This window comes from Capnocytophaga sp. oral taxon 329 str. F0087 (assembly GCF_000213295.2).
GTDB lineage: Bacteria > Bacteroidota > Bacteroidia > Flavobacteriales > Flavobacteriaceae > Capnocytophaga > Capnocytophaga leadbetteri_A.
Genome location: NZ_KN389985.1, coordinates 86,697 through 99,691, shown reverse-complemented (window position 1 = coordinate 99,691; position 12,995 = coordinate 86,697). Strand labels below are relative to the sequence as shown.

General features: G+C 42.6%; 13 protein-coding genes. 7 read left to right on the top strand and 6 right to left on the bottom strand.

Translation table 11 applies throughout. The annotated features are described in order from the left end of the window. The 6 genes from HMPREF9074_RS01395 to dnaB all read right to left on the bottom strand — a co-directional run. A partial coding sequence (locus HMPREF9074_RS01395; protein ID WP_052141354.1) for an energy transducer TonB occupies positions 1-646 on the bottom strand: 646 nt, incomplete at its 3' end. Positions 647-688: 42 nt separating this feature from the next. Next, positions 689-1,066, bottom strand: coding sequence for a VanZ family protein (locus tag HMPREF9074_RS01390; RefSeq protein ID WP_009733878.1), 378 nt, complete (start codon positions 1,064-1,066; stop codon positions 689-691). Then, the gene (gene gcvH, locus HMPREF9074_RS01385; protein ID WP_009733879.1) at positions 1,059-1,439 is read right to left on the bottom strand and encodes a glycine cleavage system protein GcvH; all 381 of its coding nucleotides are present in this window, start codon (positions 1,437-1,439) and stop codon (positions 1,059-1,061) included. The genes HMPREF9074_RS01390 and gcvH overlap by 8 nt, the downstream gene beginning before the upstream one ends. 71 nt (positions 1,440-1,510) lie before the next feature. After that, positions 1,511-2,998, bottom strand: coding sequence for a GH3 auxin-responsive promoter family protein (locus HMPREF9074_RS01380; RefSeq protein ID WP_009733880.1), 1,488 nt, complete (start codon positions 2,996-2,998; stop codon positions 1,511-1,513). Between the two features lie 26 nt (positions 2,999-3,024). Beyond that, positions 3,025-3,624, bottom strand: a complete 600-nt coding sequence (gene msrA, locus HMPREF9074_RS01375; RefSeq protein WP_009733881.1) for a peptide-methionine (S)-S-oxide reductase MsrA — start codon at positions 3,622-3,624, stop codon at positions 3,025-3,027. 15 nt (positions 3,625-3,639) lie between these two features. Continuing rightward, entirely contained in the window at positions 3,640-5,202 is a 1,563-nt protein-coding gene (gene dnaB, locus HMPREF9074_RS01370) for a replicative DNA helicase (RefSeq protein ID WP_009733882.1), read from the bottom strand. Between the two features lie 415 nt (positions 5,203-5,617). Here dnaB and HMPREF9074_RS01360 point away from each other — a divergent pair, with 415 nt between their 5' ends. The 7 genes from HMPREF9074_RS01360 to HMPREF9074_RS01335 form a co-directional block, all read left to right on the top strand. Further along, positions 5,618-6,856: a sulfate adenylyltransferase subunit 1 gene (locus HMPREF9074_RS01360; RefSeq protein ID WP_009733884.1), complete on the top strand. Its 1,239-nt coding sequence runs from the start codon at positions 5,618-5,620 to the stop codon at positions 6,854-6,856. A gap of 33 nt (positions 6,857-6,889) precedes the next feature. Then, positions 6,890-8,134 carry an ornithine--oxo-acid transaminase gene (gene rocD / locus HMPREF9074_RS01355; protein ID WP_009733885.1) on the top strand — a complete coding sequence of 415 codons (1,245 nt, stop codon included), beginning with the start codon at positions 6,890-6,892 and terminating at the stop codon, positions 8,132-8,134. Between the two features lie 54 nt (positions 8,135-8,188). Continuing rightward, positions 8,189-8,995, top strand: a complete 807-nt coding sequence (locus HMPREF9074_RS01350; RefSeq protein ID WP_009733886.1) for an enoyl-ACP reductase FabI — start codon at positions 8,189-8,191, stop codon at positions 8,993-8,995. Continuing rightward, complete coding sequence (gene yidD, locus HMPREF9074_RS11830) at positions 8,995-9,204, top strand: membrane protein insertion efficiency factor YidD (protein WP_009733887.1); 210 nt, start codon at positions 8,995-8,997, stop codon at positions 9,202-9,204. Before HMPREF9074_RS01350 ends, yidD begins: the two co-directional genes overlap by 1 nt. A gap of 82 nt (positions 9,205-9,286) precedes the next feature. Beyond that, positions 9,287-10,321, top strand: a complete 1,035-nt coding sequence (locus HMPREF9074_RS01345) for an OmpA family protein (protein WP_009733888.1) — start codon at positions 9,287-9,289, stop codon at positions 10,319-10,321. 41 nt (positions 10,322-10,362) lie between these two features. Then, the gene (locus HMPREF9074_RS01340; RefSeq protein ID WP_009733889.1) at positions 10,363-12,405 is read left to right on the top strand and encodes an HD family phosphohydrolase; all 2,043 of its coding nucleotides are present in this window, start codon (positions 10,363-10,365) and stop codon (positions 12,403-12,405) included. A gap of 21 nt (positions 12,406-12,426) precedes the next feature. Then, positions 12,427-12,995: SIMPL domain-containing protein (locus HMPREF9074_RS01335; RefSeq protein ID WP_034539423.1), on the top strand; the 569-nt coding region annotated here is incomplete at its 3' end.

Genomic DNA, 12,995 nt, shown 5'->3' with positions numbered 1-12,995 from the left:
TTTCGATGATACGTTTTGCTTCAGCTTCCAATAGTTTATCAGTACCACGAACACCTAATACAGTGATAGTACCATCAACATTAATACGGAAACTCACATTCACTTTTCCTTGTATACCCATCTCTAGAGCAGCAGGTGGATAGACGAAGTTTTTGCTTACGTGTTTATCCAAGTTTTCTTTGAAGCACTGAAACTGTCTGTCTTTAGGCTCGTTTTTGCAAGCATCAAACATCGGTTTATCTTCAATGATAGTGAAAGGCACATCAATAGGAATATCATCTACTGGTTCAGAAGGTTTGATATCCTTTACTTCAGCTACTTTTTCTTCTTTAGTAGTTTCGTTGCTGGCAATTGCTTGCTCTTGGATATTAGCCTTGTTGTCTACCACTTCCACGTCTTGTACTTCAGCAGGAGCTGGTGGTGGCGGTGGTGGCGGTGGGGTATCAGGAGCTTCTACCACGAAGTTTTCTTGATCCTCATCAAGTGGCTTATTTAGCTCTGACTGTCGATCGTCTTTCTTAGCTTTGTCATACATTTTAGCTTCAAAGCCCCATAATGAGAGACCTGAAACGATAGCAAAACCAATAGCAAAGAACAATCCACTACTTTTTGCCAAGTCGGCTTTCGGATTTTTTTTAGGTTGCATAATGATTTTCTTTTAAAAGGTTATTAAATTATATTTTAACAATTATCTAAAAAGCTCTTTATATCTTGTCATAAAAAGTAAAGCAACAATTATGCCAAACGTGTTAAACACCATATCCATAGGGTCTGCCGACCGTGTGGTGGTTAACCACCCTTGCAGCAATTCTATAGTGCCTCCTAAGATAAAAGCACTTACAAAAGCCCACAAATTGAGTTTTTTAGCGCTTTTGAACGCTTGTGTTTCTTTACCAAAACTTACTATAAACAATACAGTATACCCAAAGTAAAAACCAAAGTGCACTACCTTGTCTAAGTAAGGAATTCGCGGAGCATCAGGCATTTCCTTGCCCGACATAAGGCACAAAATGAATATTATTAGCACCCATACCCCCCACGCTATAATGTATTTATACTTAAGCATCTATGAGCTGTCTGTATTCTTCTGCAGTTAGTAGGGTGTCCCACTCTTCAGGGGCACTCATTGCTATCTGTATCATCCAACCTTCGCCATAAGGGTCGGTATTCACCACCTCTGGCTTGCGAATCAGTGGCTCGTTAAAAGCTATCACTTCGCCACTCACAGGCATAAAAAGGTCTGAAACTGTTTTTATAGCTTCTACTGTGCCAAAAATAGTATCCTGAGGCAGGGTATCGCCTACTGTTTCTACTTCTACATATACGATGTCACTCAACTCTCGTTGTGCAAAGTCGGTAATACCTACAGTAGCCGTATTGCCCTCGCGGCGCACCCAAGCGTGGTCTTTAGTATATTTCAAATCAGACGGAAAGTTCATATCGGAAAAGTTTGTTTATTTATAAAAGCGTGCCAAAAGTAGTACATTATTTTGAGACTGCCAAATTTTTCTTAAAAAAGTTTTAATTTATCTGCTACACTACGGTCATTTGCCAATCGCTGTATTTTGTTCTGACCACCGAGTTTGCCTAGCGACTTCATATAGCTAGCAAACCCTCCGGCAGGTACTTCAGTAATTTTTAGCGGCTGTAGCACCTTACCCTGTATTAGGTCGTAATAATACATATTTTGCTTTTGCAATGCCTCGTCTATCACTTGGGCAAAGCGTTGCATATCAGCAGGTTTTTGTTCAAATTCTACAAACCACTCGTGGTAAGGCAATTGCCCATCTGTAGGATTGACTTGCGGAGCTACGGTAAACTCAGTAATCCCTGCCCCTGTAGCTTCGAGTGCTTGCTGCATAGCTTCTTCTACCTCTTTGGCTATCACGTGTTCGCCAAAAGCCGAAATAAAATGCTTAATACGCCCTGTTACTACTATACGATAAGGAGCAAGAGAGGTAAACTGTACCGTATCACCTATATTATAGCCCCATAAACCTGCATTGGTAGAGATAATAAGAGCGTAATTCACCCCTAACTGTACCTCTTGTAGGGGTATCCGCTTAGGCTGCTGGCTAAAGAAGGTATCTGCTTCTACAAATTCGTAGAAAATACCAGCATTCAGCAATAAAAGCATTCCTTTTTCGGTCTGACTATCTTGGTAAGCAAAAAAACCTTCGCTGGCAGGGTAAAGCTCTATACTATCTACCTTCCGCCCTATAAGGTGCTCAAACTTTTGTCGATAAGGCTCGTAGTTCACCCCTCCGTAGATAAAAAGATTGAAGTTAGGAAATAGTTGTCCTACTTTCAGCCCTGAGCGCGTATAGAGTCGCTCGAAGTACATTAACACCCACGAAGGAATACCGCTAATAAGGGTCATATTTTCCGAGAAAGTCTCGGTAACTATAGCTTCTACCTTTGTCTCCCAATCCTCAATACAATTTGTTTTATAAGAGGGCATACGGTTGCGCTGTAAGTAGGCAGGCACATAGTGGGCTACAATCCCTGAGAGCCTACCGGTTTTAATACCATTTTTTTCACCCAATATCGGACTCCCTTGCAGGAATATCATTTTCCCCTCTACAAAAGCTGCTTTTTTAGTTTCGTGTATATAGCAGAGTATGGCATCGCGGGCTGCCTGTATGTGGAAAGGCATAGAGGCTTTGGTAATAGGTATGTACTTTGCTCCGCTGGTAGTGCCTGAAGTTTTGGCAAAATAAAGCGGTTTCCCCTTCCATAGCACATTGGGCTCCCCCTCCACTACCCTTTCTATATAGGGGCGCAATGCCTCATAATCGCGTATCGGCACACGGGCTACAAAATCATCATAGCTTTTAATCTCATCAAAATGATGGTCGCGCCCAAAAGCCGTGTCTTTGGCTTGTGCTATCAGTTGCTCAAATACCTTTTGTTGTGTAGCGACAGGATTTTTTGCCCATCGGTCTATCCTTTTTCTAACAATAGCGGCAAATATTTTTGAAAGATACGATTTTATCATCTTTTTTGAATTTTGAGTATGAATTATCAATTATGATTTGCAAATTGATAAAGCTTTTTAAGAGGGCGTCGGTTGCCACCGAGTTTAATCGGGTTTGCCATTCTGGCATTAGCGAGTACCTCAGGGGCGATATGGCAATCTACTGAAGGGAATTTAGCCAAATAATCGGTATGCCAGTCTTCAGCAGGCTGAAATACCCTAAAAGGTTCGCACTCTACCACTATGGGCTGTGTATAGCGGGCAGCGAGCTTGCGTAGGGCGTGCTCAGCGGTAATGCGCTGTTGCTCATTCACGTAATAAATACCTGTACGGTAATGAGTACCTACATCTGTGCCTTGCTGATTGAGCGAGGTAGGGTCAATAGTGGAAAAAAATAGCGCAAGCAGTTTCTTAAAACTCAGCTGTTGAGGGTCATAAGTCAGCTTTACAGCCTCAGCATAACCCGTCTCGCCCGTTACCACCTCTTCGTAAGTAGGCTTATTAGTATGTCCGTTTACGTAGCCCGATTGCACGCTTAGTACTCCGCGCACTTGCTTAAAAAAGTGCTCGGTACCCCAAAAGCATCCTCCCGCTAAGTAAATTACTTCGGGCTCTGGTGCTGACTGTATAGGCTGTCTTTTCTTCATCTGTTAGTTATTTTTCTAAAATGGAACACCGGTATCATCGGTAGGCTCAGGAGTGCCAAAAGCCTGCGAGGGTTGCCCTGTCGGTAGGGGTTCAAAGGCTACCTTATCATTCATCTTCGAACCTAACTCTTGGGTAGCAAAAGGTGTATATCCGTATTCATCTAAATTAGCAAACCTACCCAAATGCCCTTCAAACTTCAAGCGTATATTATCTAACCCCCCATTGCGGTGTTTAGCTACTATAAACTCAGCTTGCCCTGCTGTAGGGGTTTGGGCTTCGTCATCCCATTCGTTAATCTTGTAGTATTCAGGTCGATAGATAAACGAAACGATGTCGGCATCTTGCTCTATGGCTCCGGACTCACGCAAGTCAGACAGCTGTGGACGTTTATGACCAGGGCGTGCCTCTACATTACGCGAAAGCTGTGATAGGGCAATAACAGGGACGTCTAACTCTTTAGCTAATGCCTTCAGGTTGCGCGAGATAGTAGATATTTCCTGCTCACGGTTGCCCACCCCTTTGCTACCGCCTGCCGTCATCAGCTGTAGATAGTCGATAACTATAAGCTTGATGCCAAATTGGGTAGAGAGACGGCGTGCTTTAGCGCGAAGGTCGAATATAGAAATCGAGGGAGTATCGTCTATATACAAAGGAGCTTTTTCGAGGTCTTTTACCTTAGTATTCAGCACAAACCACTCGTGTTCTTCGAGTTTTCCGGTACGCAACTTTTCTGACGAAAGTCCTGTTTCAGAAGAAATCAGACGGGTGATAAGCTGTACTGCCGACATCTCGAGCGAAAAGAAAGCTACTGGTATGTTCTGCCCTACGGCTATATTGCGTGCCATCGAAAGGGTAAGGGCAGTTTTACCCATACCAGGACGCGCGGCTATGATAATAAGGTCGCTAGCTTGCCACCCTGAGGTCAGTTGGTCGAGCTTAGTAAAGCCAGAGGGCACCCCACTAAAGCCATCAGTTTTATTAGAAAGTTCTTGTATTTTTTTCAGTGCCTTCAGTACCAAATCGCCTGCTGCTTCGCTTGAGCGTTTTAGGTTGCCTTGGGTTACCTCATAGAGCATCTGCTCGGCATTGTCTAATGAGTCGAACACATCGCGGGTATCATCATAAGCATCTTCTATTATTTTAGCTGATATTTCTATCAGCTTTCGCTTGATAAACTTCTGCAAAACGATGCGGGCGTGAAACTCTACATTGGCAGACGACGATACTCGTTGAGTAAGGTTGATAAGGTAAAACTCACCCCCAGCGGCTTCTAGGTTACCCGTACGGCGCAACTGCTCGGCTACGGTTAGTAGGTCGATAGCTTCTGATTGATTAAAAAGCTCAAAGATAGCCTGATAGATAAGCTGGTGTTGCTTTTTGTAGAAAACCTCAGGGTTGAGAATATCTATAACATCATCAACTCCTTTTTTATCAATGAGCATAGCCCCCAAGATAACTTCTTCTAGATTAAGGTCTTGAGGGGGTATTTTGCCGCGCTCAATAGTAGGCTGCGGACGTGAGTTCCGTTGCAAAGACGGTGTATTTTCGGGTATAGGGGTAATATCAGTTTCATTCATACGGCAAAGGTAAGAATAATTTGCCAATTAGCAAATTTAATGATTTGACAAACAGATTTTTTTTCTCTTCACACCTACCCTTTACTTTAGATATACTTACCCTTTAGGATCACCGAACAATAAACGAACAATCCCCGAAGTACAAATAACTATTTACCCTGCCAAAACTAGAAAAAATATCCTCATTCCTCCCAGTCTCACCCGTCCCACCTGTTTCACCCGTCCCATAATCGCCGGTGCGGCTCGCACTCCCACCCGTCCCATAATCGCCGGTGCGGCTTGCACTCCCACCTGTCCCACAATCGCCAGTGGGGCTCGCACTCCGACTCTTCCTAAAATTTGCTAATTCCCAAATTATTTGTACCTTTGCAACAAATTTGCTAATCCCCAATATTAGCACATCGACAAATTAAAAATGAATATACTAAGATTTATAACTGCAGGAAACGTAGATGACGGCAAAAGTACCCTCATCGGCAGACTGCTATACGACAGCAAAAGCATATTGGCTGACCAGTTAGAAGCCCTCGAACAACAATCTAAAAATAAAAACGACGATGGTATAGACCTCGCTATCCTAACCGATGGTCTGCGTGCCGAGCGCGAACAAGGCATCACTATAGATGTGGCATATCGCTATTTCGCTACCCCTAAGCGCAAGTTTATCATCGCCGATGCCCCTGGCCATACCCAGTACACCCGCAATATGATAACCGGTGCCTCTAACTCGCAGCTTATCATCATCTTAGTCGATGCCCGCAATGGGGTAACCGAACAAACGCGTCGTCACTCTATTATCGCCTCCCTGCTTAACATACCCGAAGTGGTGGTAGCCGTAAATAAAATGGACTTGGTAGGCTATGCTGAAGATACTTTTGAAAACATCAAACGCGAATACGAAACCGTTGCCAAACGTTTGGGACTCAAAAGCGTGCATTACTTCCCTATTTCGGCTTTCGTAGGCGATAATATAGTGAATACCACTGAGGCAATGCCTTGGTATAAAGGCACTTCGCTTTTAGACTTTTTAGAGACAATAGAAATTAGTCAGAACAGCTACAAAGAGCGGCGTTTTCAGGTGCAATACGTTATACGCCCACAGACCGAAGCCCTACACGACTATCGAGGCTATGCAGGCGAAATCATTTCGGGCACTTACCGCAAAGGCGATGCAATAGTGGTACTACCCGAAGGTATCAGCACTAAGATAAGCAAAATAGAGCGCAATGGCGAGGAGGTAGCCGAAGCTAAAGCTGGCGAGCCTGTAGTGATGCACATTGAAGACGATATCGACATTTCGCGCGGTGACTACTTTGCCAGCGAAGAGGCTGAACCCGCTCAAAGTCAAGAGATAGAAGCGATTGTCTGCTGGATGGACAAGCGCGCCCTAAAAGAGGGCAACAAGTACCTACTACAGCAGCGCAGTCGATTGGTGAAGGTAGTAGTAAAAGAAATTGCCTATAAGATAGATGTCAATACCCTCGACCAAGAAGAAGAGGTGGAAAGCGTAAAACTCAATGAGATAGCCAAAATACGTATAAAAGCAGCAGCCCCTTTAGTATATGATGCTTTTACTGACAATCCGCCAATGGGCAGCGCTATTCTAATAGATGAAACCAGCAACGCTACCGTAGGCGCTGTAATGATAGCATAACCCCCTAAACCTAAAATCTAAATATTAAACAATATGACAAAGAATACATTAACCTCAGAAGAGGCTATGGCTCTAGAAAACCAGTACGGAGCGCATAACTATCACCCCCTGCCAGTAGTGCTTAGCAAAGGGCAAGGCGTATACGTGTGGGATGTGGAAGGAAAACGTTATTTCGACTTCCTTTCCTCTTATTCTGCTGTAAACCAAGGGCACTGCCACCCACGTATCATCAAAGCGCTAACAGAACAAGCGCAAACGCTTACCCTTACCTCTCGCGCTTTTTATAACGACAAATTAGGCGTATATGAAAAGTATGTTACTGAATATTTTGGCTTTGAGAAAGTCCTTCCTATGAATACAGGAGCTGAAGCGGTAGAAACAGCTATCAAAATATGCCGTAAATGGGCTTACGAACAAAAAGGCGTACCCGAAAGTGCTGCTATTATCATCGTATGCGAGCAGAACTTTCACGGGCGCACTACTACAGTAGTCTCTTTTTCGTCTGACAAGAATGCGCGTACTAACTTCGGGCCTTATACACCGGGCTTTGTATCAGTACCATATAACGACTTAGCTGCCTTAGAAAAAGTATTGGCTGAAAATGCAGCTACCGTAGCAGGTTTTTTAGTAGAGCCTATACAAGGCGAAGCGGGAGTATATGTGCCTTCTGAAGGTTACCTAAGTGGTGCTAAAGCCTTATGCGAACGTTATAACGCCCTTTTTATAGCCGATGAGGTACAAACAGGCGTAGCGCGTACTGGCAAGCGTTTGGCAGTAGACCACGAGAATGTTAAGCCCGATATTTTAATACTTGGCAAAGCTATCAGCGGAGGGGTTTATCCTGTAAGTGCAGTACTTGCCGATGACCGCATTATGCACGTAATAAAAGCGGGACAGCACGGCAGTACCTTTGGGGGTAACCCTTTGGCAGCGGCTGTTGCTATAGAAGCGCTACAAGTGGTAAAAGACGAACAATTGGCTGAAAATGCCGCTCGTTTAGGTGAGATTTTCCGCAAAGAGCTCAGCGACTATATCAAAAACTCAAAGGTAGCTACTTTAGTACGCGGCAAAGGACTGCTGAATGCAGTAGTTATCAACGACACTGAAGATAGCGATACCGCGTGGAACATCTGCCTAAGGATGCGCGATAATGGACTATTAGCTAAACCTACCCACGGCAATATCATTAGGTTTGCGCCTCCATTAGTAATGAACGAAACAGAATTAAGAGAGTGTATTAACATCATTATCAATACCCTAAAGGAATTTGAAAATTAGTCGTTAGAGGTTAGAAGCTAACAACTAAAAACTAAAAACTAATATCTAAAAAAAATGTACAATTTATTAAAAGGAAAGAGAGGTATCATATTTGGTGCCTTAGACGAAAATTCAATTGCGTGGAAAACTGCAGAGCGTGTACACGAAGAAGGTGGTAAGTTTGTGCTTACCAATGCCCCTGTAGCTATGCGTATGGGACAAATAAAAAACTTAGCCGAAAAAACAGGCTCTGAAATTATCCCTGCTGATGCTACTAATATGGACGACCTCGAAAACTTGATTACCAAATCAGTAGAAATATTAGGCGGTAAGTTAGACTTCGTATTGCACTCTATCGGTATGTCGGTAAACGTGCGCAAGAATATACCTTACACCGAGTCTAACTACGCAAATACCGAAAAAGGTTGGGATGTATCAGCCCTATCTTTTCACAAGTTGTGCCAAGTACTCTATAAAAACGATGCGATGAATGAGTGGGGCAGTATTGTAGCCCTCACCTATATGGCAGCACAACGCACTTTCCCCGACTATAATGATATGGCTGATAACAAAGCCTACTTAGAATCTATCGCTCGCAGCTTTGGTTACTTCTTTGGTAAAGACAAAAAAGTACGCGTAAACACTATTTCGCAATCGCCTACCCCTACTACTGCCGGACAAGGCGTAAAAGGTTTTGGTGGCTTTATAGCTTACGCTGATGCAATGTCGCCACTAGGCAACGCTACGGCTCTAGATTGTGCTAACTATACCGTGAGTCTATTCTCTGACCTTACCCGCAAAGTAACAATGCAGAACCTCTACCACGATGGTGGTTTCTCAAGCACTGGCGTAAGCAATGAGGTAATAGAGCGCTTCAGTTAATGAAATATCTATTTATTTTTTTAGTACGATTTTATCAAGTGGTGGTTTCTCCTCTGAAACCACCTACTTGTCGTTATACCCCTACCTGTTCGCAATACGCTCTCGAGGCGCTAAAGAAATACGGTGCTTTTAAAGGAAGCTGGTTAGCCCTAAAACGTATCGCCAGATGCCATCCTTGGGGCGGATGTGGGTATGACCCCGTACCGTAATATTTTTTTGTTTTTTTAGTTTGGTTATTCAACTTTATTTTCGTACATTTGTCTCGATAAAAGTCTTAAAATTCGTAATAGTATGAAAACAAAAGTATTCTTCAGCCTATTAATAGGCTCGGTGGCACTAAGTTTTTCGCAAATACGGATAACCCCTGCCCTAATATACCAAACCATTGCCGAGAAAGGCTATCAAACACAAGAGGTAGTAACACGCTTGGCTGATTATTATTACGCCTCAAAGCTATACCCTAGTGCCTTCACTTGGTATGAAAAGCTAACCACTACTACTGGCTACACGCCCTCGCCCATTGATTTGTACCACTACAGTCAATCGCTGCAAAATATGGGTAAAGACAAAGAGGCACAGCGTGTATTAGCCCAATTTCTTCCTGCCTCACAACGTATGTTTGCTGAGTTATTGCCCAATGCACCCAAAATTGCCAATCCTAATAACTACTCTCACAAAGAGCTTATAGGTATGGTAACCGATGCTGTTAATGGCAGTCTTATCAGCGACGCTCAGATTATCCTCACCAATGAGGCTATGCATACCCTACTTACTGATACTACTGATGATAACGGCTTCTTTGTACTGAGCAATAGGAGCAGTGGCGCGGCTTTTGAGTATGGTTACTTACAAGTGATAAAACCCAATTACGAAGTATTTACATTGCCTTTAATATTTGTTACCCCTGGCGAGATGCAGCAGTTCATACAGCTACTCCCCTTAAGTGTTACTGTAAACCAAGGCGATAATTTAGCTTCTGTTTTTGAAATTGACAATATACATTTCGATTACGGACGTATTAACATACGCTACGACGCTTCGGTGCAATTAGCCAAAATAGTAACTTTCTTAGAAGAGCATCCTAATGTACGCCTCGATATAAAGGTACATACTGATAGCCGAGGCGATGACGATTACAATATGTCGCTTTCAAATACCCAAGCCAAAGTGATTGAGCAATGGCTGATAGATAAAGGCATCTCGCGCAACCGGCTTACCGCTAAGGGATACGGAGAAACACAACCCGTAAATGGCTGTGAAAACGGAGTGCCTTGTACTGAAGAACAACACCAAGCAAACAAAAGAGTAGAGTTTATTGTGAAGTAGGTATTTTTTACTACCTTTGCCCTCTCAAAGCCATCAAACCGATGAAACTACATAATATCAAACTCTTTGTAAAACAGTCAGTAGTATTTAAGGGCTTAGCTTTTGCTGTAGCTTTAGTACTGATACTACAGGTTTTCCCCGAAAAGGCGAAGTTCAAATACGAGTTTCGCAAAGGAGAATTATGGCAGCACGAAAACCTTTATGCCCCTTTTGATTTTCCTTTAAAGAAAACCGCTGAACAGATAAAAGCTGAAGAAGCTCAAATTACAGAGCACTCTACGGTGTACTATCGCCAAGATACAACTGCTTTTACATCGGCATTACAGAAGTTTCAACAGAAGAAAAACGACTATTTTGGTCATATACCCGCTGCCCGTAAGGAGGTTTTGCTACAAAAGGCCGAAACTTTCTTAAAAGACAGTTACCACAAAGGGATTATACTAAAAATGCCAGACAATAGCCCTTCAGAGATAGCCGTTATTAGGCATAACAACCAAATAGAGGAACTGCCAACTGCCCAAATACTCTCATTGCAACACCTCAGCGCGAGTGTAAAGGCTTATTTCCACTCATCTCCTTATAACGAATACGCAAAAAACTACTGCGATTTATTTTTCGATGTACTCACTCCTAACCTAACGGTAGACCAGAATTTCACTCAAAAAACGTTAGACCAAAATCTGAAAGAAATCGTTTTTACTAGAGGTTGGGTGAATAAAGGGAAACTCATTATAGCCAAAGGCGAATTAGTAGAGGGCGAAAAGCTAAACACCCTACAATCGCTAAAAGACGAGTACGAAACACAGACTTGGAACCAGAATAACTACAACTGGTCGCTTTTGGGCTATTACGTATTGGTAGCGATTGTATTGGCAGTGATGGCTCTCTATCTAAAGCTCTACGAGAAGAAAATCTATAAGAGCAACCTAAAATTGGTAGTGGTACTACTAAATATGCTCTGTATGATACTATTTGTAGGTATCGTAGTAAAACACCTGCCAGAATACATCTACATAGTGCCTGTAGCGATGATGGTACTCATACTCAAGTCGTTTTTTGATTTGCGTACTGTCTTTTTTGTCTTTATCTGCACTATTCTCATCACAGGTTTCATAGTGCCTAACAGCTTTCAGTTTGTTTTTATACAGATAATAGCTGCTATGACTATTATTCTGACGCCTAAGAATGTACATTACCGGTTGAGTAGTTTTATTTCAGCAGCCCTCATCACAGGTGCCTACCTAATTATCTACATAGCCTTTCATACTATTACCGAGGGCACCCTCAAAGGCTTAGACCTTTCGCTGCTCACCCTATTCATTCTCAATGGTATAGGTATTCTCTTTTCACAGCCTTTCACCTATATATACGAGCGCACTTTTGGGTTAGTATCCGATGTTTCGCTGTTAGAGTTGTCCGACACCAATTCGCCATTATTAAGGCAACTTTCTGAAAAAGCGCCAGGTACCTTTCAGCACTCTATGCAGGTAGCCAATTTAGCCGAAGCTGCTGCTGCCGAAATAGGAGCTAATACACTATTAGTACGCGTAGGAGCTTTATATCACGATATTGGAAAGATGCAAAACCCCTTGTACTTTATTGAAAACCAAAAGACAAGCCTAAACCCACACGACCAGCTAACCCCTTTACAAAGTGCTAAGGTAATCATCAAGCACGTAGCTGACGGGATAGAACTTGCTCGCAAACACAAATTGCCTGAGCGCCTTATCGACTTTATACGCACCCATCACGGGCGTAGCCTGACTTATTATTTTTACCGCAAAGAGTTAGACACTAACCCCAATGCAAAAGAGGAAGATTTTAGATACCCAGGCCCCATTCCTTTCTCTAAAGAAACGGCTATCCTTATGATGGCAGACTCAGTAGAAGCAGCTACCAAAAGTCTTAAAAACCCTACCTACGAAGCCTTAGGAGAGTTTGTAGACCGCATCATCAAAAAACAGTTAGACGATAATCAGTTTGCTAATTCAGATATTTCATTCAAAGAAATAGAAGCCATTAAGAAGGTATTTAAGAGCAAACTAACCAATATTTACCACGTGAGAATCGCGTATCCTGAATAATTACTAAATAAATTGAGAAATATGAAGCGTTACATTTTATTATTTTCATTCGTATCCTATATGGGTATGACACAGATGGCGGCACAAGAGGTTGTACAGTCTGTAGTTCCTACTGTGAATGTAGTAGGCGAAGCAAGTATCGAGGCTACTCCTACCCTTGTAAATATATCAGTAAGTATAGAAGGCGAAGGGAAAGATGCAAAACTACTGCGCCAAGAAAATGGAGAGAAGTTAGCCAAAGTAATTCAGGCTATCAACAAAGAAGAAGTGCCAATAAAGAATTTTCAGACCGACTACGTATCGTTGTACAAGAATTACGATTACAACACCAAAACCTACCAATACCACATTTCGCAAACTGTCAAAATAAAATTGGACAACTTGGCAAAATACGAAACCCTAATGGACGCTCTCTTCGAAGCAGGTGTTAACCAGATAAATAGTGTAACTTTCGGCATAGAAGACAGTGTAAGAGCTAAACTACAACAAGAGGCACGCATTGCAGCTATTGATGATGCTCGCAAAAAAGCACTGCTTTACGCTACCAGCTTAGACCAAAATATCGGTAAAGCCCTAACTATCAGAGAGAC